Annotated in this window: 21 protein-coding genes and 1 tRNA gene; 5 read left to right on the top strand and 17 right to left on the bottom strand. The window is 62.6% G+C overall.

The features are described from left to right. Positions 1-17 precede the first annotated feature (17 nt). From QRX41_RS07535 to QRX41_RS07525, 3 genes are all read right to left on the bottom strand, one after another. The gene (locus tag QRX41_RS07535; protein WP_144085726.1) at positions 18-812 is read right to left on the bottom strand and encodes a trimeric intracellular cation channel family protein; all 795 of its coding nucleotides are present in this window, start codon (positions 810-812) and stop codon (positions 18-20) included. Positions 813-995: 183 nt separating this feature from the next. Next, a complete protein-coding gene (locus QRX41_RS07530) occupies positions 996-2,123 on the bottom strand; it encodes a branched-chain amino acid aminotransferase (RefSeq protein WP_313839711.1) in 1,128 nt (375 codons plus the stop codon). Positions 2,124-2,327: 204 nt separating this feature from the next. After that, positions 2,328-2,951, bottom strand: a complete 624-nt coding sequence (locus tag QRX41_RS07525) for a 50S ribosomal protein L25/general stress protein Ctc (protein WP_313839709.1) — start codon at positions 2,949-2,951, stop codon at positions 2,328-2,330. 235 nt (positions 2,952-3,186) lie between these two features. Between QRX41_RS07525 and QRX41_RS07520 the strand changes: the two genes are divergently transcribed. Beyond that, complete coding sequence (locus QRX41_RS07520) at positions 3,187-5,196, top strand: AMP-dependent synthetase/ligase (protein ID WP_396176801.1); 2,010 nt, start codon at positions 3,187-3,189, stop codon at positions 5,194-5,196. 6 nt (positions 5,197-5,202) lie between these two features. On the opposite strand, the gene era is transcribed toward QRX41_RS07520, so the two are convergent. From era to QRX41_RS07490, 6 genes are all read right to left on the bottom strand, one after another. Continuing rightward, positions 5,203-6,156, bottom strand: a complete 954-nt coding sequence (gene era, locus QRX41_RS07515; RefSeq protein ID WP_313839707.1) for a GTPase Era — start codon at positions 6,154-6,156, stop codon at positions 5,203-5,205. Then, positions 6,153-7,565 (bottom strand): hemolysin family protein, encoded by a 1,413-nt coding sequence (locus tag QRX41_RS07510; RefSeq protein ID WP_313836740.1) that lies wholly within the window; start codon positions 7,563-7,565, stop codon positions 6,153-6,155. Before QRX41_RS07510 ends, era begins: the two co-directional genes overlap by 4 nt. Next, a complete protein-coding gene (ybeY, locus tag QRX41_RS07505; protein WP_101432424.1) occupies positions 7,558-8,112 on the bottom strand; it encodes an rRNA maturation RNase YbeY in 555 nt (184 codons plus the stop codon). The genes QRX41_RS07510 and ybeY overlap by 8 nt, the downstream gene beginning before the upstream one ends. After that, on the bottom strand, positions 8,109-9,272 hold the full coding sequence (locus tag QRX41_RS07500; RefSeq protein ID WP_313839705.1) for a PhoH family protein: 1,164 nt from the start codon (positions 9,270-9,272) through the stop codon (positions 8,109-8,111). The genes ybeY and QRX41_RS07500 overlap by 4 nt, the downstream gene beginning before the upstream one ends. A 40-nt stretch (positions 9,273-9,312) precedes the next feature. Beyond that, a complete protein-coding gene (locus QRX41_RS07495) occupies positions 9,313-9,660 on the bottom strand; it encodes a histidine triad nucleotide-binding protein (protein ID WP_024627960.1) in 348 nt (115 codons plus the stop codon). Positions 9,661-9,749: 89 nt separating this feature from the next. Then, positions 9,750-10,550: a 16S rRNA (uracil(1498)-N(3))-methyltransferase gene (locus QRX41_RS07490; protein WP_313839703.1), complete on the bottom strand. Its 801-nt coding sequence runs from the start codon at positions 10,548-10,550 to the stop codon at positions 9,750-9,752. Between the two features lie 119 nt (positions 10,551-10,669). On the opposite strand from QRX41_RS07490, the gene QRX41_RS07485 reads away from it, so the two are divergent. Beyond that, a tRNA-Leu gene (locus QRX41_RS07485) sits at positions 10,670-10,758 on the top strand. On the opposite strand, the gene QRX41_RS07480 is transcribed toward QRX41_RS07485, so the two are convergent. After that, positions 10,740-11,612 carry a MerR family transcriptional regulator gene (locus tag QRX41_RS07480; protein ID WP_313839702.1) on the bottom strand — a complete coding sequence of 291 codons (873 nt, stop codon included), beginning with the start codon at positions 11,610-11,612 and terminating at the stop codon, positions 10,740-10,742. The two genes, QRX41_RS07485 and QRX41_RS07480, sit on opposite strands and share 19 nt — an antisense overlap. A gap of 267 nt (positions 11,613-11,879) precedes the next feature. Here QRX41_RS07480 and QRX41_RS07475 point away from each other — a divergent pair, with 267 nt between their 5' ends. The 3 genes from QRX41_RS07475 to QRX41_RS07465 all read left to right on the top strand — a co-directional run bounded on the left by QRX41_RS07475 (position 11,880) and on the right by QRX41_RS07465 (position 15,667). Continuing rightward, complete coding sequence (locus QRX41_RS07475) at positions 11,880-13,403, top strand: carboxylesterase/lipase family protein (protein WP_198200514.1); 1,524 nt, start codon at positions 11,880-11,882, stop codon at positions 13,401-13,403. 36 nt (positions 13,404-13,439) lie between these two features. Continuing rightward, entirely contained in the window at positions 13,440-14,696 is a 1,257-nt protein-coding gene (locus QRX41_RS07470) for an MFS transporter (RefSeq protein WP_313839699.1), read from the top strand. Positions 14,697-14,800: 104 nt separating this feature from the next. Beyond that, positions 14,801-15,667 (top strand): TrmH family RNA methyltransferase, encoded by an 867-nt coding sequence (locus QRX41_RS07465; RefSeq protein WP_313839697.1) that lies wholly within the window; start codon positions 14,801-14,803, stop codon positions 15,665-15,667. Positions 15,668-15,760: 93 nt separating this feature from the next. Here the strand turns inward: QRX41_RS07465 and QRX41_RS07460 are convergent, their stop codons facing one another. From QRX41_RS07460 to sufB, 7 genes are all read right to left on the bottom strand, one after another. Beyond that, positions 15,761-17,077 carry a uracil-xanthine permease family protein gene (locus QRX41_RS07460; protein WP_045924501.1) on the bottom strand — a complete coding sequence of 439 codons (1,317 nt, stop codon included), beginning with the start codon at positions 17,075-17,077 and terminating at the stop codon, positions 15,761-15,763. Positions 17,078-17,178: 101 nt separating this feature from the next. After that, positions 17,179-17,901, bottom strand: coding sequence for a metal-sulfur cluster assembly factor (locus tag QRX41_RS07455; protein ID WP_313839696.1), 723 nt, complete (start codon positions 17,899-17,901; stop codon positions 17,179-17,181). Continuing rightward, positions 17,898-18,485: a Fe-S cluster assembly sulfur transfer protein SufU gene (gene sufU, locus QRX41_RS07450; protein WP_313839694.1), complete on the bottom strand. Its 588-nt coding sequence runs from the start codon at positions 18,483-18,485 to the stop codon at positions 17,898-17,900. The genes QRX41_RS07455 and sufU overlap by 4 nt, the downstream gene beginning before the upstream one ends. 60 nt (positions 18,486-18,545) lie before the next feature. Then, the gene (locus QRX41_RS07445) at positions 18,546-19,820 is read right to left on the bottom strand and encodes a SufS family cysteine desulfurase (protein WP_313839692.1); all 1,275 of its coding nucleotides are present in this window, start codon (positions 19,818-19,820) and stop codon (positions 18,546-18,548) included. A 21-nt stretch (positions 19,821-19,841) separates the two neighbouring features. Next, positions 19,842-20,621 carry a Fe-S cluster assembly ATPase SufC gene (sufC, locus tag QRX41_RS07440; RefSeq protein WP_313839690.1) on the bottom strand — a complete coding sequence of 260 codons (780 nt, stop codon included), beginning with the start codon at positions 20,619-20,621 and terminating at the stop codon, positions 19,842-19,844. A 1-nt stretch (position 20,622) separates the two neighbouring features. Next, positions 20,623-21,849: a Fe-S cluster assembly protein SufD gene (gene sufD, locus QRX41_RS07435; protein WP_101432437.1), complete on the bottom strand. Its 1,227-nt coding sequence runs from the start codon at positions 21,847-21,849 to the stop codon at positions 20,623-20,625. Further along, positions 21,849-23,303: a Fe-S cluster assembly protein SufB gene (gene sufB, locus QRX41_RS07430; protein WP_313839725.1), complete on the bottom strand. Its 1,455-nt coding sequence runs from the start codon at positions 23,301-23,303 to the stop codon at positions 21,849-21,851. The genes sufD and sufB overlap by 1 nt, the downstream gene beginning before the upstream one ends. Between the last annotated feature and the right edge of the window lie 200 nt (positions 23,304-23,503).

Raw genomic sequence — 23,503 nt, 5'->3', positions numbered from 1 at the left:
TCATCCAAGCGCTGGGATCACCGGCCCTTCTTCGCATCCGGTTTCCGGTCGGAATCCTCGTCGGTGTGCTTGATGGTGACACTGATGTTCGACCGGCCACGCATCAGATGACGGATGGCCCTGGCCAGCTGGGCATCGTTGAGCGGCAGCCGGGCCGAGCGCCGGTCCACCGCCCCAGGCACCAGAATGTTGAATTTCACCGAGATGATGCGCAGGACGACCACCAGGGCCACGATGGCCAGGTCCAGGGCCATGTCGACCCGGGCCGGATAGAGCCCATGCTGCTGGGCGCGCGTGGAGGCCAGGGTCAGCATGCAGCCGATCAGGGAAGGCAATGCATACCAATGCTGGTCCTGGATGACCGCAGGCACCTGGTTGAGGAGGATGTCTCGCAGCAGGCCGCCAACCAGGGCCGTGGCCATGCCCATGAAGATGGCCGTCATGCCACCGGTTCCACTCATCAGCGCCTTGGCCGTACCGTTGACGGCAAAGGATCCCAGGGCCATGGCATCAGTGACCAACATGGACCAGGTCATCCTGCTGATTTCAGGATGGGCGACAGCCACCACCAGGCCGGATGCCAGGGTGACGATGACTGAGCCCTTGTCGGTAATGCCGCTGGGCGGCACCTGACCCAGAAGAACGTCTCGGACCACCCCGCCTCCCAGGGCACTGATCCAGGAGACCAGCAGAATGGAGATGATGTCGTAGCCCTTGCGCACGGCAGCCAGGCCACCCGAAAGCCCGCAGCTGAAGATGCCCAGGTACTCGATGACCATGAAGATCAGGTTCCCCTCCAAGGCCGTCTTCATCCCGCGCTTCTCCTCCCGGAATCGTCCCGCACTCAAGTCTGTCTATAGATTAGCCAAGCACAGAGCTGAACAGGCCGGTGATGTGCGCAAGGCCACAAATATGAAGGAAGGCGACCCAAGGCGAAACGTCGCCCTGAAGTCGCCTTCCTTGCAAGACCTGTCAGGCAGGAATGGGGTCAGCGCTCAGCAGACCTTCCACATCCAGTCGTGCGGGTCTTCGATCTCGCCCAGCTGGATGCCCAGGAGCTCGTTGCGCAGGTCCATGGTGACCTTGCCAGAGCCGCCGTCGGCCACCTGGACGTCGAAGTTCTCGGACTTGAAGCGTCCGATGGGGGTGATGATGGCGGCGGTTCCGCAGGCGAATACCTCGGTGACCTCGCCCGAGCGGATGTCGTCCAGCAGGGTGTCCAGGCGGATCATGGTCTCCACCACATCCCTGCCGTGATCCTGGGCCAGGGCGATCAGGGAGTTGCGGGTGACGCCGGGCAGAATGGTTCCGGTCAGGCTGGGGGTCTCCAGGTGCCCGTCCTTGTGGACGGTGAACATGTTCATGCCGCCCAGCTCCTCCAGGTAGGTCTTGGTGGCCGCGTCGACGAAGCAGACCTGCTCGCAGCCATGCTCGGCACCGCGGTTCTCACCCAGCAGGGAGGCCGCATAGTTGCCGCCGCACTTGGCAAAGCCGGTGCCGCCGGGGCCGGTGCGGAACCACTTGTCCTCCACCCAGATGCTGACCGGCTTGACCCCGCCGGCGAAGTAGGGCCCCGAGGGCGAGGCGATGACGCAATAGTCCACCGCATGCGGGGCGCGCACGCCCAGGAACGGCTCGGAGGCGAACATGTAGGGGCGCATATAGAGCGTGTACTCGCGCCGCTTGGGCACCCAGGCCGCGTCACGACGGACCAGGGCCGCAACCGATCCCAGGAAGTCATCGGGCTCAAGCGGAGGCAGGGCCAGACGCTTGGCTGAATTGTAGAAGCGCTGAGCGTTGGCATCGGGGCGGAAGAGCCAGATGGAGCCGTCGTCGTGGTAGTAGGCCTTGAGTCCCTCGAAGGCCTCCTGGGCGTAATGGAGCACCGAGGCCCCCGGATCCAGGCTGAGCGGTCCGTAGGGCTCAACCCTGCGATCATTCCAGCCGTCTTCCGAAGTCCATCCCATGTGGGTCATGTTGTCTGAGAAGAGCTGGCCGAAGGCGGGCTTGTCAATCAGCCGGGCACGCTCCTCGTCAGAGGCGGGATGATCGTTGGGAATGACCTTGAAAGCGTCCGCCAACTCATTGAGTGCCTTCGGGTCGTGATGTGATTGCTCTGCCATTGTCTACCACTTCTTCTTGCTGCTGTATTTGTTTGCTCGGGTGCAATGCTTATGGCGATGCCCGGTACCCGAACTATCGCATAGGCAGGCCTTGACCTGTTCAGCGCATTTCGCATAGTGACCGTCATAGGCAAAAAGGCCGCAGGATCGTGATGATCCCACGGCCTTAGCAGCAAACGCCTTGGCAGTAACGAACCTCTGGGTTCACTCGCTCTGGGCGTCAGCCTCCGGAGCGGCTTGCGCATCGGGCTGTTCGGTCTCCTCGGTGGGGGTCTCCAGGCTCTCCTCCTTGGGGATCTCGACGGAGACGATGGATTCCTCCATATCGTCGATGATCAGCTCGGAGCCCTCGGGCAGCTTGACATCCTTGGCCAGGATCCTGTCGCCCTCGGACAGGCCCTCCACACTGATGTCGATGCGCTCGGGCAGGTTGGACACGTCGGCCCGGACCTGCAGGTTCTGGGTGTCGATCAGGGCCACGGCAGCGCCCTTGGTCTCGCCGCTGACGAAGACGGGCACCTCCACGGTGACCTTCTCGCCTGCGCGGACCTCGTAGAAGTCGATGTGCTCCACCTGGCGCTTGACCGGGTTGCGCTGCACGTCCTTGACCACGGCGGTCTTGGTCTGCCCGCCGAAGCTGATGGAGAAAAGGGCGTTGGCGCGGCGCAGGGCCAGAGTGGTCTCGCGCATGGGCAGCTTGATGTAGTCGGGCTGGGCGCCGCCGGCGTAAATGGTGGCGGGAATCTGCTGGGCCACGCGCATGCGGCGTGCCGCCCCCTTGCCGAATTGATCGCGGACTTCGCCCTCGAGCTTAATGGTGTTAGCCATGTTGGCTTCCTTCCTTGAGTGGTTCCTCAAGACCGACCTGGGCCGGTCCTGGCGCATCGCCGCGTCGGATTCCGGACCGCCCATAAGGAAAGGCCGCCGATGATCCAGCCGAGTCGATAACGGAGGCCATGAAGCCTCCCTCGCCAAAGCAACGTGCCTACTTTAGCACCGGGCCCTCCCTTCTCCAAGTAGGCGGCTATTCTGGACATATCCCGCGATTATTGAAGGAGACAATGTGTCGTTACTAGCATCGGTCAAATCTTTTGTGGCACACCAGGTGGGTCATGGGGAGGGACCGACTGGCGAACAGGCCGCGGATCCGTCAGGTGCCGCCCAGGAAGCCCTCGCCCTGCCCAATACGCATTTCTGGTCAGCTGACTACGCCACCACCACGCGCATGGATCCGGCCTCGGGACTGCTCTCGGCCACCACCGCCGGCATGGGACCGGTGCCTGACGACATGACCGTCTATGACATCTACGCTGATCGGGCCCGCCGGACCCCCGACCAGCCGGTCCTGCACTTTGTGGAAAACGGCAGCTGGACCTACCGGACCGGCCGAGAGATCCTGCACGACATCAGGACCACCGCCAAGGGCTTCATGCACTACGGGCTGAAGAAGGGCGATGCCGTGGCCTTCATGTGCAGGACCAGCTATGAATGGGACATCGTGGATGCCGCGGTCCTGTCCATCGGCGGGATCATCGCCACCATCTACGACACCGATTCGGCCGAACAGATCCGATTCATCGTCAACAACTCCGACGCCAGGCTGCTGGTGGTGCAGACCACCGAGATGCGCGCCAAGGCCGAGGGGGCCGATAAGGACTGCCCCACCCTGGAGCGGATCGCCTGCCTGGAGTCCGGGGCCCTGCAGGAGCTGCAGGCCTACGGGGAGTCGGTCAGCGACGCCGAACTCGACGAGCGGATCAACTCCATCCGCAAGACCGACCTCTGCTCCATCGTCTACACCTCCGGTTCCACAGCGGCGCCCAAGGGCGTGGAGATGACCCATGAGCATTACTGCCAGCTGGCCAGGAACCTGAACGCCTTCATCCCCAATCTGACCCACGACCCGGATGGATCCATCCTGCTCTTCCTGCCCCAGGCCCACACCTTCGCCCGGGCCATCAGCTACGGGGTCGTCTACGGGACCATGCAGGTGTACATCTCCTCCGGGCTGGCCACCCTGCTGTCCGACCTGCAGGAGTCCAAGCCCACGGTCATCATCGGCGTGCCCAGGGTCTTCGAGAAGGTCTACAACGCCGCATCCCAGAAGGCCGGGCATGGCATCAAGGGCAGGATCTTCAACGGGGCGGCGCGGGCGGCGCGCACCTACATGGAGGACATCTCCCGCAAGGGCTGGCCGACCAAACGCAGCGCCCTGCGGCGAGCCATCTATGACCCGCTGGTCTACGCTTCCCTGCGCCAGGTCCTGGGCGGACGGGCCAAGTGGATCGTCTCCGGAGGCGCTCCCCTGGATCCTGAACTGTTGGGGTTCTTCCGTGGCGCCAATGTTCCGGTCTATGAGGGCTACGGCCTGACCGAGACCACCGCACCCTGCGCCTTCAACCCCCTGGGCACCCCCTACCACCGGGGCTCAGTGGGCATCCCCTTCCCGGGATTCACCATCCGCATCGCCTCGGACGGCGAGGTGCAGATCAAGGGCGTCTGCGTATTCCACCGCTACCACAAGAATGAGGAGGCCACTCGTGCATCCTTCACCGAGGACGGCTGGTACGCCACAGGCGACCTGGGCCGGCTCTCCCGCGACGGGTTCCTCTTCCTGACCGGGCGAAAGAAGGATCTGATCATCACAGCTGGCGGCAAGAACGTCTCCCCCAGGCCCATCGAGGAGGTCATCGAGCGCTCCGAGATCGTCTCCCAGGCCCTGGTTCTGGGCGACAAGCGTCCCTTCATCTCGGCCCTGGTCACCCTGAACGAGTCCGCCCTGCGGCCCTGGCTGGCATCCAAGGGACTGGATCGCAACATGTCCCTGCAGGAGGCGGCCCAGAACGCCGTGGTCCGGGCCGAGGTCCAGGAGTATGTGGACCGGGCCAACGAGGGCGTCTCCCGGGCCGAGTCGGTGCGCAAGTTCATCATCCTGCCCGAGGAGTTCACCCAGGACAACGGGCTGATGACACCATCCATGAAGGTGATCCGGCCCAAGGTCATCGAGCGCTACGCCGACCTTCTGAACACCCGGATGTACACAGCCAAGCGCACCCCGGCACCGCGCCGCTGAGCAGGATCAGAACCCCAGGCGCTCCAGCTGCTTGGGGTCGGTCTGCCAGTTGCGGGCCACCTTGACATGCAGATCCAGCCGGACCTTGCGACCCATGGTCCGGTTGACGGCGGTGCGCAGCTTCTTTTTCACCCGAACCAGGTGCTCGGCCCCCCGTCCAATGACGATGGGCTTCTGGGAGTCGCGCTCTACATAAATCCCTATATGGATGGTGTCGCGCCCGCCCTGAGGATCCGGATCGATGGACTCCACGCGGACGGCCAGGGAGTGGGGCAACTCGTCGTTGAGCTCCTCCAGGTAGGCTCCGCGGACCAGTTCGGCGATCATGTCTTCGGGACGTTCCTCGGTCAGCTGGTCGTCAGGGTAGAGCTGAGGGCCCTCGGGCATGGCATCCATCAACACCCGGGCCACCTCGTCCACGTTGTCAGCTTCCAAGGCGCTGACCGGAACAATCTGGGAGAAGTCGGCAAAGGCGCCTATCTCCAGGAGCTTGTCCACCAATTGACCCTTGCTCAGCTGGTCAATCTTGGTCACCACGGCGATCAAAGGCTTTCGCCAGATCCACTTGCCGTCCTTGTCCCTGCGGGCGAACTCGGACCGAAGCCGGCTCAAAATGCGGCGATCGCCGGGGCCGATGGCCTGGTCGGCAGGCAGCAGGAATGCAATGGCATCGACATCCGACAGGGAGGCTTCCACAACGTCGTTGAGCCGCTGGCCCAACAGGGTGCGCGGACGGTGGATGCCCGGTGTATCCACCAGGACCACCTGGGCCTCGGGACGGGTCATGATCCCCCGGATAGCCTTGCGGGTGGTCTCCGGCCGGGAGGAAGCTATGGCGATGGGTCGGCCAACCAGGGCGTTCATAAGGGTGGACTTGCCCACATTGGGTCGGCCCACTACTGCCACGAACCCCGATCGGTGGGCCGGCGCCTTGGCATCGCTCTGTTCTTCCTTGGTCATGAATTCTCCTGACTGTCCTGCTCGGGTTGATCCCCGTCGGCCTGTTCTTCTTCTTGTTCTGCACCGTCCTCCAGGGCGATGCTAGATCCGTTGGCTGGCTCGACCACGATGGTGGCGATCTTCTTGCGGCGGCCGACCGCCTCGCCTGCGGTCAGCCTGATTCCGCGTGTCACCGCCGATGCGCCCGAGACGGGCACTGAACCAAGCAGCTTGGTCAGCAGGCCATAGACTGTGTCCACATCGTCCTCGTCGATGGTGATCTCGTAGAGCTCCTCCAGGTCGGTGATGGGCGTGCGGACCGGCAGTTGCCAGGTGTGCGGGCCGATCTGTTTGGGCTCATCGTGCTGGACCCGGTCGTGCTCGTCCTCCAGCTCGCCCACGATCTGCTCAATGGCATCCTCTATGGTGACCAGACCAGCGATGCCCCCGTACTCGTCCACGACCACGGCCAGGTGGTGGCGGGAGCGCTGCATGTAGTGGAAGAGGTCGTCCACCGGCTTGGATTCAGGTACCAGAACCGGCCGGCGAATGATGGAGGCGACTGATCTGTCGCCCTTGCGGTTGAAGGCCAGGGCGCGGACCACGTCCTTCAAGTAGACGATGCCGACCAGGTCATCCACGTCGTCCCCAATGGCGGGAATGCGGGAGAATCCCGACCGGGAGAAGAGCTTCAGGGCCGAATCCAGGCTGGCATCCTTGGAGATGCAGATCATGTCGGTGCGGGGAACCATGATCTCGCGCGTCAGCGTGGTCGACAGGGTCAACACGTTCTTCAGCATCTCGGAGATCTCGGGATCGAAGGCGCCGGCCTCCACCAGTTGGTCGACCATGGCTCGACCCTGCTCGATCTGGATCTTCTCCAGCTCCTCGTCGTCGGAAAGGTCGCCGCGGTGGTTTTTGCGGGAGCGGGCTTCGGCCTGCCGCCGACGCTTGAAAGGCGTCAGAAGAACAGCCAGCCCGACCAGGCGAACATGCTTGAGCAGTGCCTCCATGGGCTGGCGGGAACGTCCATGAGGACCCAGGGTGACGGAGATGGCGGCCACCAGGACGGCCATGACCACTCCGCACAGCAGTTGCTCCCAGAGGGGCAGACCGCCAAGGGCAGCCATGCAGGCCACCAGGACACCGACCAGGATGTCGCAGATGATGCGTACGTAGGCGCAAGCGCTGCCCGTCACCTGACGCTGGGAGATCAGACTCTGGGCCCGATGAATGCGGTCGATCCGCTTCATCCTGGAGAACTGGCTGAGCTCCTGGTCGGTCTGCAGGCCCAAAATCAGATTGTTGAGACTGGATCGGGTCACCCTGTTGAGCGCCCCCTGGGCCTCGGCCAGAGCCAGGGAGAGCACGACCAGAGCGATGGCGGCCAGAGCCATGACCACCAGGGCGACTATGGCCCGGTCACTCATGGGATCTGCCTCTCCGGTGGGCACCACGGCCATACCGCTCATAGATCTCCAGAGCGTTGGTGGCCCCGGCCGGCAGCCCGGCCTCCGCAATGGGCCCCTGCCTCAGGGCCAGAAAGGTCAGCAGCAGCTGGCGTTGCAGACCGAACATCTGCTCCTCCTGCTCCCTGCTGGTGTGGTCGTAACCCAGCAGATGCAGGGTGCCGTGGATGGCCAGCAGCAGCATCTCCTCCATGGTGGAATGACCGGCTGCCAGGGCCTGCTGTGCCGCCACCCAAGGGCAGATGACGATGTCGCCCAGGATGCCCTCCTGCCGATGGTTCTCGTCGCCGGGGCGCAGCTCGTCCATGGGGAAGCTCATGACATCGGTTGGGCCGGCCAGGTTCATCCAGCGCTCGTGCAGCACCGCCATGGGCTCGGGGTCGTTGAAGATGATGGTCATGTCGGACTGGGTGCTCACCCGCATCTGGTCCAGCACCCATACGCCCAGGTCGGAGAAGGTCTTGGCATCGATCAGCCACTGGGTCTCGTTGGTCACTTCCACGCTCATGCCTGCTCCCGTCTCCGGCTGCGGGCTTGATCGGCACGGTCGTAGGCCCGGACAATCCGCCCGACCAGCCGATTGCGCACCACGTCGGCCGCCTGCAGGTGCACGAAGGCGATGTCGTCGATGCCGTGCAGCACCTGTTCGATGGTTGCCAGACCAGATGCAGGCCCGCCCAGATCCACCTGGGTGACGTCGCCGGTGATGACCATCTTGGTGTTGAAGCCCAGGCGGGTCAGGAACATCTTCATCTGCCTGCCGGTGGTGTTCTGCGCCTCATCCAGGATGACGAAGGCATCGTTCAGGGTTCGTCCGCGCATGTAGGCCAACGGGGCCACCTCAATGGTCTCATCGGCCAGAAGGCGGTGGAGCCGCGAGGTGCCCAGCATGTCGGCCAGGGCATCGTAGAGGGGCCGCAGATACGGATCGACCTTCTCATTGAGGGTGCCGGGCAGAAAGCCCAAGCTCTCCCCCGCCTCCACGGCAGGCCTGGTCAGAATGATGCGCCCAATGCGTCCGGCCCGAAATTCCTGAACCGCCTTGGCGACCGCCAGATAGGTCTTGCCGGTGCCGGCCGGTCCGATGCCGAAGGTGATGGTATGCGTTTCAATGGCGGCCACGTAGGCGGACTGGCCAGCGGTCTTGGGCCTGATCGGGCCCTTGGAGGCCTGGGTCAGGGGGCGGCGACGAACTGCAGCAGGGGCTGCCTGACTCGATAGGTTGATGCCGTCCAGGGCGTTGACCCCCTCTGACTCTGCAATAGCCGTCTGCTGATAATCGCGGTCTGCAGGGATTCGATCCGCCGTTTTACGGCCTCTTGCCTGATGGTCTGCCGAGTTGGCAGCGACGGGCTCCATTGGATGGGAGTAATCGGTTGCGTCGGCGGTCCCCAAGCGTCGGTGGTCCAGTATTCGCCCCACCTGATCGGCATCCACAGGGACCTGATCTGCGGTCTGCATGAGTTCGGACAGCAGGTCACGGATCTGGGCCGCCTGCACGTCTCCCTGTCGATCCCGGGCCCTCAGCATGATCCGGTTGCCCCGAACCAGGATGGAGACCGCTGGGAAGGCGCGCTCGATCCTTTCGATGACTGCATCCTCCGGCCCCAGCACCTGAACCGGGTCGATCCCCTCTGGAATCTCCAGGGTTCGCGTAGTTACCGCCACGGATTCCCTTCCTGCACGACGACGATGGTGAACACGGCCCTCACTCAGGCAGCACCTGTCCGGTCAGAACGTGTGCGTGGACATGGAAGACCGATTGGCCGGCATCCTCCCCCGTGTTGAAGATCAGTCGGTAGGCTCCGTGGAAATCCTGGTCGGCGATCTGCTGAGCCACCTGGACGATGTGGGCCAGAGTGTCAGGGTCGGCCTTGGCCAATTCGGCCACCGACGCGTAGTGATGCCGCGGGACGATCAGGACATGGACGGCTGCCTTGGGGTTGGCATCCTTGAAAGCGTAGACGGTCTCATCCTCATAGACCTTTTCGCTGGGAACCTCCCCTGCCACGATTCTGCAGAAAATGCAGTCCTCCTGCCGATCGTCATCGCTCATGACCACTCCTTATTCTTTGCCGACATTGCTGTTTTTGATCTTTTCGCTGTTTTCCATCTTATTGTCGAGGTTGTATATTGTGCGCGACTTCATGCGCTGGGCTCAGGGGCTGCTGACTGCCAGCGGCCCATCATGTCCGCCAGCAGGGTCAAGGCCACTGGTCCGGCCAGGGCAGCCCGGAGGATGTTGCCCCCCAACCGAACCGCTAAGGCCCCCTCCCTCATCATGGTCTGGACCTCCTGATCGGCAATCCCGCCCTCTGGGCCCACAACCACGGCGATCGACGAGTTCTCTGGCAGCTTGTCTACACGTTTACGGACCGCATCCCATCCAAGGTCAGCATCCTGGTGCAGTATCAGGACCATGCTTCCCTGGTCGGTCGCCTTCCGGCACCAAGAGGCCAGGCCATGGCTGTCCACCTTATTGAGCAGTCGAGGACGGTAGGCCCTCCGGCTCTGCTCGGTCGCGGCATCCAAGGCGGACTGCCAGTGCCGGTCGTTGCGGCCCGGCCGCCATTTGGCTATGGACCGGTCAGCCTGCCAGGGCATGACCTGATCGACTCCGATCTGGGTGGCCATGTCGATGGCCTGCTCGTCCCTGCCGCCCTTGGCCAGGGCCTGGACCAGAATCAGTTCCTGCTCGGGTGGTGCCTGCCGCCCTACTGCGGTGACCTCCACCAGGCCGGTCGAAGCATCCCTGACCAGAGCGCTGATATGCAGTCCGTCTCCGTCGGAAAGATCCAGTTGGTCCCCGTTCTTCAGCCTCATAGAGCCCAGGGCATGGCGACGGATGCGCTCGGGCAGGGTCAGGCGCCAGCCGGTATGGAGCTCATCGCTGGCCAGTGGGGAATCATCGTGGTCGGGATCCAGCAGGAAGAGAGGTGCAGTCATGGTGTTAGGCTACAGCCCGCCGCCGAAAAGCGCTCTTCCGTGACGACACGCTCCCCCAATCGCCCAGTGCACAATATCGTCTGAGATGCTATGATTATCTCCGTTGCGATTACGCACCTGTCCGGGTGGCGGAATGGTAGACGCGCTAGCTTGAGGTGCTAGTGCCTATATATATACAGGCGTACGGGTTCAACTCCCGTTCCGGACACTCGATTCCTTATCAATGGGGACTACAGGGATCTCCATCCTGCTCACATACTCATCGAAGTCATTGGACTCGTATTCGCCGATCAGACAGAATTCCAGAGGATCTCCGTCCACCCGGTAGCCCATGGTCTTCAGATCTTCGAGCATCTTGGCATGGATTTGCCTGCACCGGGTGAAACTGCCCGCGAAGGTGCAAGAGGCATAGGTGCCTGCTGGAAGATCGTAGTCACCACGGAACCCTGGATCGGGACAGTAGAGCAGGATGGCCTTGGGCTGGAACCAGCCCTTGAGCGGATGCGAGGCATCCACCTGATAGCAGGTAAGCGTATTGAGAATCTGCAGCGCCTCATGGTGCAATGCCGTGTAGTGGGCGAATGCAAAGGGAATCCGGTCATAGCCGATCATGTGGTCCGCCACCAGAGCGCAGTGACGCAGGGGACGGTGGACAATGACGGTCCGTGCCGGGGATATGGAGGTCATGGCCTGCGTATACTTCTGCAGGCTGCTCAACAGTCCCCGCTTGATCGAGGCCAAATATCGCATCTGGCTGTCCACATGTTCCACTTCCTCGTCAATTAAGGACAGTGTGGCGTCGAAGGTGCGATTCTCCAGGTAATGACCGATGCGGTCCAGGCTGAAATCCAGCTTCCGAAGGGCCTGGATGATGTTGAGCCGAGCGAAATCCTCCGGCCCATAGAGTCGATAACCGTTGACCGGATTGCGCCGGGGCACCACCAGCCCGATCCGCTCATAGTAATACAGGGTCTCTGTGGTGATGTCATACAAGCGTGCCGTCTGACGGATGGTGTAGCCCTCCTCTATCAGGCTTGCTGTTTCGTCATCCTTGACTTCCATAACTACCTCCTGCAAGGGTCTGGTCCGACCCTAAGGTTTTTCATGCCCCTCTCACCTGGACCTTTTATGGACGTGATCCATCATATCAGCCTAGAAACCTTGCTCTGCCAAGGTTTTGCCCCCTGTCTGCATCTTCAGATTCAGACTTCCGCAATGACCGTTTGCTCGATTTGACCCTCGTCTCACAACAGGCCATAGGGTGAAATTCATACAAGGTCGACGGGGACACAACCGCCGACCGAGCACTACCTCGCGGAAAGGAAAATCATGCCAACCGTCACTACAGAATTTGGCACCTACCATGGCATCACCACCTCTCAGGGGACCGTCGCCTACTTGGGCATCCCCTACGCCAAGCCTCCCGTCGGCGCACGCCGCTGGAAGGCCCCGGAACATCTTGATCCTGAGCACCGGGACTACGACTGCACTCACTATGGTGACTCCGCCCTGCAGAAGTACGATCCCGTCATGTATGCCTCTCGCCGTCAGCAGAGCGAGAACTGCCTGAGCCTGAACGTCTGGGTCGGTCATGAGGGCGCCCAAAAGCTGCCCGTCATGGTTTTCATTCACGGCGGCGCTTACGTGGAGGGCGGTTCGTCCGACCCCATGTATGACGGAAGCAACTTCACCAAGCGCAACGATGTTGTCTATGTCACCATCAATTACCGGGTCAACCTCTTCGGGTACATGAACCTGGCAGGACTGCCCGGAGGCGACGAATACCGGCAGTCAGGCTATCTAGGGCTCATGGACCAGGTGGCTGCCCTGCAGTGGGTCCAGGAGAACATCGCTGCCTTCGGCGGAGATCCTGACCGGGTCACCCTCTTTGGCGAATCCTGCGGTTCGGGCTCCACCATGCTGCTGACCGTCGCACCAGCCGCCAAGGGACTCTTCCAAAGGGCCATTGGCGAATCAGGCCCCATCCAGCTCTACAACACCCCGGAATCCACGGCTCCCTATGCCCAGGAATTCATGGAGATGATGGGCTGCAAGACTGCCCAGGAGCTGGCGGCCCTGCCCGTCGGCGACATCATGATGAAGTTCACCGGAGATTTCTTCGCCAAGCATATCCATGAGATCTCGTTGATCTTCGCTCCCACCACCGACGGCGACTACCTTCCGGCCAAGCCTCTCCAGGCATTCAAGGACGGTGCCGCAAAGGACGTGGAGATCATGCTGGGCTGCAACGCCGACGAGTTCGCTTACTGGAAGCTCTACTTCAAGGACTTCGCCAACGAAATGCCCGACTTCTGGCACCACCAGGCCATTTTCCACTTTGACGGCAAGCTGGACTCCGAGCGCTACGAGAAGCTTTGGGAGCAGGCTCACCCCGGAGAAGACCCCGCCGAGCGCTATCTGGAGTACACCAACCAGATCGGCTTCAGGGTTGGCACCAACCTCATGTGCGAGTACCAGTCCAAGTACAACACCGTCTACCAGTATTTGTTCACCTACGCCTCCAAGATCCCCGGCATGGGCTCCTGCCATGCCATTGAGCTGCCCTTCGTGCTGCATAACACCCAGCGGCCTGACCTGCCCGAGACCTTGACCGGCGAGGTGCCGCCCATGCACCTGTCTGATGAGATGAACGACGCCTGGTGCTCCTTCGCAACCACCGGCCGTCCTGTCAGCGGCGCCGGGGATGCCTGGGAGTCCTACAGCGTCGACCATCCAGACACCATGGTCATCGACGAGAACGGCTGGAACCTGCGCCGCGACGTCAACAAGGAGAACATCGACCTGCTTCGGCCGGCATTCGAGGAGTGCCTGCTGGACGGAGACCGTCACTAGGCCGCCTGTTCCACGTAAATCGTGGAGGGAGAGAACATGAACACTCGAAAATCATCCAATTACCGCTGGGTCATCGCGGCCGTGGTCTGCCTGATCGGCATTCTGTCCAACTACATGCAGTACCAGATATCCGCCCTTGCGGTCTACCTGATGCCCATGCTGCACATCGACCAGGCCGGATTCTCGACCCTGCTGCTCATGCCCATGCTGACCGCAGTATTCCTCAGCATCCCCATGGGCACCATCGGTGACCGTGTCGGCCCCAAGAAGGTAGTGCTGACCGGTCTGGCCATCGCCGTGGTCGGCGCCTACATCAGGACCTTCGGCCTCAACTTCCCCTTGCAGATGCTCTCGATGTTCCTGTTGGGGGCTGGCATCGCCGCCCTGAACGCCAACCTGGTCAAGATCTTCAGCGTCTGGTTCGGCGATCAGACGCAGATCGCCATGGGATTCTTCTACGGCTCGGCCGGCATCGGGGTCATCCTGGCCCAGATGGTTGCTCCCCGGTTCTCGGTGCGCACCTCCTATCTGAGCGCAGCCATCATCCTGACCGTGGCAAGCCTGCTCTGGGTCTTCCTGATTCGTGACGCTCCTGAAGGAGTGCAGCTGCCGCCAGCCACCGATTCTCCGCTCAAGTACTTCAACGTCGCGGCAAGGAGCCGCAATGTCTGGCTGATCGCCCTCTGCTACGGCTGCTCCATGGCCGCGTCCACCGCCTTCGCTGGATTCATTCCCCAGACACTGATCAACAACAACGGCTTCAACAAGACCTCAGCCGGTCTGGTTGCCTCTGCAGCTGCCTTGGGATCCATCGCAGGATCCATCATCGGACCCATGATCAGCTCTCGTCTGGGCAAGTGGAAGGGCTACCTCTTCGCCACCATTCTGGTGGGTACTGCACTCATGGTCTACTTCTGGGCAGTGGTGCTTATGCTGAAGAAGGCCCCGGTCGTGGGTCTGCTCTGCTGCATCATGTTCGTTTCGGGTGCCTTCGGTGCCATCAACGGCCCCATCGTCCAAGCCATGCCCTTCGCCCTGCCCGAGATTCGCGGCAAGTACGCGGGCAGCGCCGGCGGTTTGGTCAGCACTGTTGGCCTGCTCTGCGCCTTCCTGCTGCCCATCATCATCTCCTCGGTCAGCAAGGGCAACTACGTGCTCAACCTGGGACTGGAAAGCATGATCTTCCTGCTCTCCGATGTCTTCGTTCTGCTTCTGCCCGAGCTCGGCCCTCAAGGCGAAATCGCCAAGCGTATCGCCGCCGCTGACCGTCAGGCTGCAGAGGAGAAGAAGTGATAGCTCAGCAGAGTTGAAACTCCGACTGCCTTAGGCGGCGCGACCGTATGTTTTCGGTTGTGCCGCCTATGCTGTTGTCAGAACGAGAAGGAGGAGCGGCAGGCGTGCTCAGGGTGAAAATCGACTCCATAGATGATGACAGAATCGAGGCCTACACCAGGCTGACCGAGCCTCAGCTGCGCAATCGTCTGGAGCCAGCCAAGGGCCTGTTCATCGCCGAGTCCCCCAAGGTCATCGCCCGCGCCCTGGATGCCGGGGTCGAGCCCATCTCCTTCCTGGTGGAAGAGCCCTGGCTGGAGGGGATGCGCCCCATGTTCGACCAGGTGGACGCAGCCTTCGGGCCCAACGTCCCTGTCTATGTGGCCAGCCCCGCACAGCTCAAGGCCATCACCGGCTACCGGCTGCATCGGGGCGCGCTTGCCGCCATGAGACGCTGGCCCCTGCCAACCGTGGAGCAGATCTGCCGCTCGGCAAAGCGGGTGGCCGTCATGGAAAACATTGTAGACCACACCAACATCGGCGCCCTGATGCGTTCGGCGGCAGCCCTCCAGGTGGATGCGGTCCTGGTCACTCCCTCCTGCTCCGACCCTCTTTACCGCAGGGCCGCACGGGTCTCCATGGGCACGGTCTTTCAGGTTCCATGGACCAGGATTGGCGGCGACGACATCCACGCCTGGCCCGACCAGGGCATGAGCCAGCTGCATGATCTGGGCTTCACCACGGCGGCCATGGCCCTGAACCGGGACGCCATCAGCCTGGATGAGCTGGCGGAACGGCTAAGGCCAGGTCCGGACCGTATCGATCGCCTGGCCCTCATATTCGGTACCGAAGGCGACGGGCTGAGCCACAGAACCATCGCCCGGGCGGACCTGACTGTGCGCATCCCCATGAGCCACGACGTGGACAGCCTGAATGTGGCTGCCTCAAGTGCCGTGGCCTTCTACGCGACCAGACCCGAACAGGCTGGCTGAGCCTTGCCAGCTGCACAAACAGGCAAACCTTGGCATCAGGCATCTTCGAGTGTCAGTCGGGCAGCCACGGAAGGCCAGACGAACCTGACGCAATCAGCGCTCTTGTGAGACAGCCTGCGAATCCTCATGAATGTAGTCGTCGGGATCGATGGTCCCCCGCCAGCGGCCGATGGCCTTGAGACCGTGGTACATGACCAGCGTTGCCACAGAGCCGATGGCGATGCCGTTGAAGCTGACCCCGGCCACAGCAAAAGTGAAGTCCGCGATGCCCACGATCATGACGACGGCGCCCACGGTCATGTTGACGGACTTGCCGAAGTCCACCTTGTTTTCCACCCAGATGCGGATGCCCAGCATGCCGATCATGCCGTAGAGCATGGTGGTGACCCCGCCCAGAACGCCAGTGGGAATGGTGTTGATGATGGCCCCGAACTTGGGGCAGAGGGAGAGCAGGAAGGCGAAGATTGCGGCGCACCAGTAGGCGGCCGTGGAGTAGACCTTGGTGGCGGCCATGACGCCGATGTTCTCCGCGTATGTGGTGGTGCCCGAGCCTCCGCCCAGCCCGGCCAGCGTGGTGCCCAGACCGTCGGCCATCAGGGCGGTGCCGATCTGGTCGTCATAATCGCGGCCGGTCATCAGGGCCACTGACTTGACATGACCGATGTTCTCGGCCACCAGGACAAGCACCACGGGGATGAACATAGCCAGGACTGACGGGTCGGCCTGAGGAGTGTGGAAGTGAGGCAGACCGAACCAGGCGGCCTTCTCCACAGCCGCGAAGTCGACCTGGCCCTGGGTGACCGCGAAGATGTAGCCGACGATGACTCCCAGAAGGATGTTGAGCCGGCCGATCAGGCCCTTGAAGAGGACGGCTATCAGCATGACGGCCACCAGGGTGACCAGGGCGGTCAGCGGGGCTGATTTGAAGTTCTTCCAGGCTGAGGGCGCCAGGTTGAAGCCGATGATGGCCACGATGGCGCCGTTCACCACCGGGGGCATGATCAGATCGATCCATCGCGAGCCGGCGAAGTGGACGATCAGGCCGATCAGGAAGAGCAGGGCGCCGGTGACCATGATACCGAAAGAGGCTACAGCCAGACCCTTGTGGGCGGTGGTCACTGCCAGGACGGGAGCGATGAAGCCGAAGGAGCTGCCCAGGTAGGAGGGCAGCCGGTTGCGGTTGATCAGCAGGAAGAGGGCCGTGGACATGGCCGTGAAGAAGAGGGTGGTAGAGGGGTCGAATCCGGTCAGAATGGGAACCAGGAATGTGGAGCCGAACATGGCGATGACATGCTGGGCGCCGATGCCAGCCGTTCGCGGCCATGTGAGTCGCTCATCGGGTTCCACCACTTCGCCCGGAGCCAATGTTTTCCCGTCGCCATGCAGTTTCCAGCCCATGGACAATGCCATTTCACTGTGCTTTCTCTCATGCGCCGTGCCGGTCACGGCGGACCGGAAACATCAGTATATTCGCATGGGAGGACCCGGGTCGGTCTACCGGGCGGATACCCTCACTGATAGGTGGGCATGTTTTCGAAGTTGAAGCCGATGGCGGCCAGCTGCTCACGACCCTCAGGGGTGATCATGTCCAGGGTCCAACGCGGCGACCAGGTCCAGTCGATGCGGAACTCCTCGACCAGGCCCGCCAAGACGCTGGCGCATTGGTCCTCGATCAGGTCGGTCAGCGGGCAGGCCGGCGTGGTCAGGGTCATGGTGATGATGGCCCGTCCCAGTTCGTCGATTTCGATGCCATAGACCAATCCCAGATCGACCACGTCAATGCCCAGCTCGGGATCGATGACCTGGTGCAGGGCCTCCCTGACATCCTCAGCCGTGGCCCGGCCGATGTCGTCGACGGCCTTGAGAGGGATGGCCTCCTCAGCGGCGGCCTCAGCATCAGCGGCATTCTGGTCCGCAGTCTTCCCACCATTGGCGGCCGACGCACTGGCCGGGGTTTGGGCACTCGAGCCTTGGTCCGCTGACGGGCCTTCAGGGGAGACTTCAGAGTTAGCTGTGTTGGCACGCTTATCGTCAGACTTGGCCGAATCGGACTTCTTGTCCTCCTGGCCGTCGACCTGACGCATGGAACCGCCTTCGGCCGACTTCAGCACCGTTTCGGCGCCCAGGGGATTGCTGGCCAGGGCCTGTGCCGTGCCGGGATCGCTGATGGCCCTGCCCACCGAGGCCAGGATGGAGTCCTGGGGCTCGGGTACCAGATTCGTATTGCCGCTCATGCCTGCTCCTCCTTCTCACCTTTGTCGCCCTCTCGCCCAGCTGACAGGGCCTGGGCCACCGAGGCCTTCATGCCCTCCCAGCCCAGCAGGGCGCACTTGATTCGCATAGGATACTTGGACACGCCTTGGAAGACCATGGCATCACCGAGAGCGTCCTGCTTCCTCTCGTCCTCGATTCCGGCTCCCCGCGATTCCATAAGCTGGCGGAAGTCTGCAGCCAGATCCATGGCATGGTCAACGGTCTGTCCCTGGACCAGATCCACCATGATGGACAGGCTGGCTTGGCTGATTGAACAACCCGAACCCTGCCAGACGATCCGCTGGATGAGGTCGGGACCGCCCTGCTCGCCGGGCGCCACCTCCACATGAATGGTGGCCTGATCCCCGCAGGTGGGATTGAACTGGTGGGACTCGGCAGCCAGGCAGGCCTCGTGCTCCACTCTGATGGTCACGCCGTCGCCATCAGGGTCTTCTCCCCCATCAGCCTGATCCCCTACACGCCCGTGAGGATACCGGGCTGCGTCCAGGATCACCTCCTGGTACATCTGCTCCAGCTCTTCGTCATCCATCCCGAAATCCGCCATGTCCTCAAACCTACCAGTATGTCTTTGCCAAATCCGTCTATGCGCTGCCGGTGAAGACCCTCAGGCCACCCGGAAGAACCTGCGGACCCCGGCGACGGCATCCAGCAGGGCATCCGTGTCGGCCACGGTGTTGTACACGCCGGTCGAAGCCCGGTTGGAGGCCATCAGGCCAAAGTGCCGATGAACCGGCTGAGCGCAGTGGTGTCCTACGCGGATGGCAATGCCGCGCGAATCCACATACTGGCCTACGTCATGGGGATGGACCCCTTGAACGTCGAAGGCGACCGTGCCGATCCGGTCCTCGGGAGTGGTCGGCCCCAGGATGCGTACCCCGTCCAACTCCCCCAGCCTCAGCAGACCTGCAGTGATGGCCTTCTCGTGCACGGCCACCTTCTCCATGCCCAGATCCATCAGCCAATCGGCAGCTACGCCAGCGCCGATCATCTGGGCCACCGGCTGGGTGCCGGCCTCGAACCGGGCCGGAGGATCCATATAGCTGGCTGGGCGGTCCAGATAGGCCAGCTCAACCATGGATCCGCCGAATGAAGCCGGAGGTAGGGCTTCCAGCAACTCACGGCGGCCGTAGAGGAAGCCCACGCCGGTGGGGCCATACATCTTGTGAGCACTCCAGGCAGCGAAGTCCACATCCATGGCATGCAGGTCCACAGGCAGGTGAGGCACCGATTGGCAAACGTCCAGCACCACCAAGGCACCCACCTGGTGGGCACGACGGACGATGGGCTTGATATCAGTGACGGCGCCGGTCACATTGCTGACGTGGGTGACGGCGACCACCTTGGTTCGCTCGGTGATGACCTGGTCGGCTGTATCGGCCAGAACACGGCCATCCGGGGCCAGATCGAAATACTTAAGGACGGCTCCGGTCCGGTAGCAGAGCTCCTGGAAGGGCAGGAGAACCGAGTGGTGCTCGGCCTTGCTGACCACGACCTCATCCCCCGGCTTCAGGGCGAATCGACGTGCCGCCTTGCCTCCACGACCCAGGCTGGCGTTGCCGAAAGCGGTGGCCAGCAGGTTCAGAGCCGCTGTCGCCCCGGCGGTGACGACAATCTCCTCGCCGCCCTCCTGGCCTTCTGCGCCTACCAGGGCGGCCACGCGGGAGCGGGCATGCTCGAAGGCCATGGTGCTGCGGGCGGCCAATTCGTGCGCGCCCCGATGCACCCCGGCGTTGTCCTTCAGGTAGAAGTCCCGAACGGCATCGATGACCGCCAGGGGCTTCTGAGCCGTTGCGGCCGAATCCAGATAGACCAGGGGGTGGCCATGCACCTGCTGGTCCAGAATCGGAAACTGCTGCCGAATGCTGTCATCGATGACCATTGCGGACCTCTTCTCTTATCCTCAGGCCAGGGCTGATTCCGAGTCGGCGCCCTCGGGCAGATACTGGTCGTACCCGGTCTCCTCCAGGGTGTCGGCCAGCTCGGGGCCGCCGGTCTTCACAAAGCGGCCGTCGGCGAAGACATGGACGATATCAGGCTTGATGTACTTGAGGATCCTGGTGTAGTGGGTGACCATGAGCACGCCCATGCCGGTGTTCTCCTTGGCCCTGTTCACCCCCTCGGAGACGATGCGCAGGGCATCCACGTCCAGCCCGGAGTCGGTTTCGTCCAGGACGGCGAATTTGGGCTTGAGCAGCTCCAGCTGCAGGACCTCGGCCCGCTTCTTCTCGCCGCCCGAGAAGCCCTCGTTGACCGAGCGCCGGGCGAACTTGGGATCCATGCGCAGCCGCTTCATGGCATCATTCAGGTCCTTGGTCCACTGGCGGATGGCCGGGGCCTTGCCGTCGACCTCGGTCTTGGCCGTACGCAGGAAGTTGGTCATGGACACGCCCGGCACCTCGACCGGGTACTGCATGGCCAGGAAGAGCCCGGCCTTGGCCCGCTCGTCCGGGGTCATCTTGAGCAGATCCTTCCCATCCAGCAGGGCCTGGCCGGAATCCACCTCATACTTGGGATGGCCGGCCAATGTGTAGGCCAGGGTGGACTTGCCCGACCCGTTGGGCCCCATGATGGCGTGGGTCTCGCCGGAGTTGACGGTCAGCGTGGCCCCCTTGAGGATCTGCTTGCGACCCTCCTTGGTCTCCACTGAGACGTGCAGATCCTTGATTTCCAATGTGGACATGTCAGTTCTCCTCCAAAACGTGCTGCATCTCTTGATCCTCGCCGGCCGCCAGCCTGCGGTCGATGACCCCCATCAGGTGCCCGGAGACGCTGGGGACGTCGATCTCCTCCACCAGTTCGCCGAAGAAGCCTCGGACCACCAGCTTGCGGGCCTCCTGCTCGGGGATGCCGCGGGACTGCAGGTAGAAGAGCTCCTCGTCGTCGAAGCGGCCGACCGAACTGGCATGGCCTGCCCCGATGATGTCGCCGTTCTCGATCTCCAGGTTGGGCTCGGAATCGGCGATGGCCCCGGGGGTGAGCACCAGGTTTCGGTTGAGCTCGTAGGAGTCGGTTCCTGGCGCGGTGGGCTGAATGAGCGCGTTGCCCACCCAGGTGGTGTGTGCGCCTATTCCGTCCAGGGCCCCCTTGTAGACCACACGGGACTTGCAGTTGGGATGGTTGTGCACCACCATGGTCCGGTGCTCCATGTGCTGGCCGGGATCGACGAAGTAGATGCCCAGCATGTTCAGGTCGCCCTGCTCGCCGCCGAAGTCCTGGTCCATGCGCAGCCGCACGACATCGCCGCCCAGACTGACCACGGAGTGACGCAGGGAGGCCTCGGCTCCCAGGTGGATGCGGTGGTTGCCTATGTGCTTGCTGCCCTTGTCCCACTCCTGAATGAAGGTGGTCGACATCTGCGAATTGTCACCGATGTCGATTTCAACCCCCTCGGCCAGACGTGCCTGGCCCTGGTGTTCGACCACCAGATCGGCCTTGGTGCCCGCTTCGGCCTTGATGACCAGGTGGAAGGCATCCAGTTCGGGGCCGCCGCCGTTGACACGGACCAGCACAGGCTGATCCAGGGTGCCCCTGAGGTTGACCACAGTCGCCTGCTTGCCGCTGGCCCACTCCACAGCGGCCGCTCGGTCGCTGGGCTTGAGGACGGTGCCGCAGGGGGCCTGATCCATGGGAACCTGGCTGAAGCTGACCTGATCTGCAGGCGGTTCAGACCCGTCGATCATGGTGACTGAGACCTTGGTCAGGCCGCTGGGCTGGAAGACGGTGAAGAACTCCTCCATCCGGTCGATGGGGGTGAACCGCCAGTCATCCTGCTTGCGGGTGGGCATGGGGAAGTCGTCAGGGTTGAAGGAGCGGGGCTCCTTGTCGGCGCTGGACGGCATGGTGGCCGGGAAAGCATAGGGATCCTTGGGATCCGCATGCGGAATGGTTATTTCGCTGTTTTGTGACATCAGCCTACCGAACCCTCCATCTGCAATTCGACCAAGCGGTTGAGCTCCAACGCGTACTCCATGGGCAGCTGCCGGGAGATGGGTTCTACGAACCCGCGCACGATCATGCCCATGGCCTCCTTCTCCTCCAGGCCACGGCTCATCAGGTAGAAGAGCTGGTCCTCGGAGACCTTGGAGACGGTGGCCTCGTGGGCCATGGAGACGTCGTCCTCGCGGACATCCACGTGCGGGTAGGTGTCCGAGCGGGAGTAGTCGTCCACCAGCAGGGCGTCGCAGACCACCGAGGAGGAGGACTTCTCGGCTCCCTTGATGATCTTGACCAGGCCCCGGTATGCGGCCCTTCCCCCGTTGCGGGAGATCGACTTGGAGACGATGGTGGAGGAGGTATGGGGTGCCAGGTGGATCATCTTGGCGCCCGTGTCCTGGTACTGTCCCTTGCCAGCGAAGCCCAGGGAGAGGGTCTCGGCCTTGGCATAGGGCTCAGCCAGGATGCAGGCCGGGTACTTCATGGTCGCCTTGGACCCGATGTTGCCGTCCACCCACTCCATGGTGCCGCCCTCGCGCACATATGCACGCTGGGTGACCAGGTTGTAGACGTTGTTGGACCAGTTCTGGACCGTGGTGTAGCGCACGCGGGCGTGGGGCTCGACCACAATCTCCACGTTGGCCGCATGCAGGGAGTCGGTGGAGTAGATGGGGGCCGTGCAGCCCTCCACGTAATGGACGTAGGAGCCCTCGTCGGCGATGATCAGCGTGCGCTCGAACTGGCCCATGTTGGGCGTGTTGATGCGGAAGTAGGCCTGCAAGGGGATGTCCACATGGACGCCCTTGGGCACGTATACGAAGGAGCCGCCCGACCAGGCCGCCGTGTTCAGGGCGGCGAACTTGTTGTCGTCCGGAGGGATGACCGTGGCGAAGTACTTGCGGAAGAGGTCAGGGTACTCTTTCAGGGCCGTGTCCGTATCCAGGAAGATGACCCCCTGTTTGCGCAGATCGTCGCGGATGGAGTTGTAAATGACCTCGGACTCATACTGGGCGGCCACGCCGGAGACCAGCCGCTTCTTCTCGGCCTCGGGGATGCCCAGCCGGTCATAGGTGGTGCGGATGTCGTCGGGCAGGTCCTTCCAGTCCTTGGCCTGCTCCTTCAAAGGCTTGACATAGTACTTGAAGTCGTCGGCATCGAACCCGCTCAAATCCACGCCCCACTTGGGCATGGGCTTCTCCATGAAGGCCCGATAGCCCTTGAGACGCATCTGCAGCATCCAGTCAGGCTCGCCCTTGTCGGCCGAGATGGCCCGGACCACGTTCTCGTCGATGCCCTTGTGGGCGTTGCGCCCGGCATCGTCGGAGTCGTGCCAGCCATAGGTATAGTCGCCGAACTCGGAGATGATCTGGTCGTCTTTTTTGATTTTCTCTTCATTGACGCGGGAGCGGTCGGCCACGTACTGGCTCATTTCCACATCCCGCGATGTGTCTGTCCGCTGCGAGGTGCTGTCCACGAGCTGAGACCTCCTAACACACGCACGGCCGCCATATGCGGCCGATCACACCTTTACAGAATAACCAGGACAGTAGTAAACCGCCAGACCTGGGCTTACGCTCTCTAAGGAATCCAGCCGACCCTCTTGACAAAGCCGTCGATACGGACATCGCC

Origin of the sequence: Bifidobacterium kimbladii (assembly GCF_032193675.1) — a bacterium.
GTDB lineage: Bacteria > Actinomycetota > Actinomycetes > Actinomycetales > Bifidobacteriaceae > Bombiscardovia > Bombiscardovia kimbladii.
The sequence above is the reverse complement of the archived record's forward strand: the minus strand, read 5'-3'. Positions and strand labels throughout refer to the sequence as shown.

Bases quoted from the DNA above. Each gene is read 5' to 3' on its own strand.
- QRX41_RS07535 (WP_144085726.1), bottom strand. From the start codon at position 812: ATGAAGACGGCCTTGGAGGGGAACCTGATCTTCATGGTCATCGAGTAC.
- QRX41_RS07530 (WP_313839711.1), bottom strand. From the start codon at position 2,123: ATGGCAGAGCAATCACATCACGACCCGAAGGCACTCAATGAGTTGGCG.
- QRX41_RS07525 (WP_313839709.1), bottom strand. From the start codon at position 2,951: ATGGCTAACACCATTAAGCTCGAGGGCGAAGTCCGCGATCAATTCGGC.
- era (WP_313839707.1), bottom strand. From the start codon at position 6,156: ATGACCAAGGAAGAACAGAGCGATGCCAAGGCGCCGGCCCACCGATCG.
- QRX41_RS07510 (WP_313836740.1), bottom strand. From the start codon at position 7,565: ATGAGTGACCGGGCCATAGTCGCCCTGGTGGTCATGGCTCTGGCCGCC.
- ybeY (WP_101432424.1), bottom strand. From the start codon at position 8,112: ATGAGCGTGGAAGTGACCAACGAGACCCAGTGGCTGATCGATGCCAAG.
- QRX41_RS07495 (WP_024627960.1), bottom strand. From the start codon at position 9,660: ATGAGCGATGACGATCGGCAGGAGGACTGCATTTTCTGCAGAATCGTG.
- QRX41_RS07490 (WP_313839703.1), bottom strand. From the start codon at position 10,550: ATGACTGCACCTCTCTTCCTGCTGGATCCCGACCACGATGATTCCCCA.
- QRX41_RS07480 (WP_313839702.1), bottom strand. From the start codon at position 11,612: ATGGAAGTCAAGGATGACGAAACAGCAAGCCTGATAGAGGAGGGCTAC.
- QRX41_RS07475 (WP_198200514.1), top strand. From the start codon at position 11,880: ATGCCAACCGTCACTACAGAATTTGGCACCTACCATGGCATCACCACC.
- QRX41_RS07470 (WP_313839699.1), top strand. From the start codon at position 13,440: ATGAACACTCGAAAATCATCCAATTACCGCTGGGTCATCGCGGCCGTG.
- QRX41_RS07460 (WP_045924501.1), bottom strand. From the start codon at position 17,077: ATGGCATTGTCCATGGGCTGGAAACTGCATGGCGACGGGAAAACATTG.
- QRX41_RS07455 (WP_313839696.1), bottom strand. From the start codon at position 17,901: ATGAGCGGCAATACGAATCTGGTACCCGAGCCCCAGGACTCCATCCTG.
- sufU (WP_313839694.1), bottom strand. From the start codon at position 18,485: ATGGCGGATTTCGGGATGGATGACGAAGAGCTGGAGCAGATGTACCAG.
- QRX41_RS07445 (WP_313839692.1), bottom strand. From the start codon at position 19,820: ATGGTCATCGATGACAGCATTCGGCAGCAGTTTCCGATTCTGGACCAG.
- sufC (WP_313839690.1), bottom strand. From the start codon at position 20,621: ATGTCCACATTGGAAATCAAGGATCTGCACGTCTCAGTGGAGACCAAG.
- sufD (WP_101432437.1), bottom strand. From the start codon at position 21,849: ATGTCACAAAACAGCGAAATAACCATTCCGCATGCGGATCCCAAGGAT.
- sufB (WP_313839725.1), bottom strand. From the start codon at position 23,303: ATGAGCCAGTACGTGGCCGACCGCTCCCGCGTCAATGAAGAGAAAATC.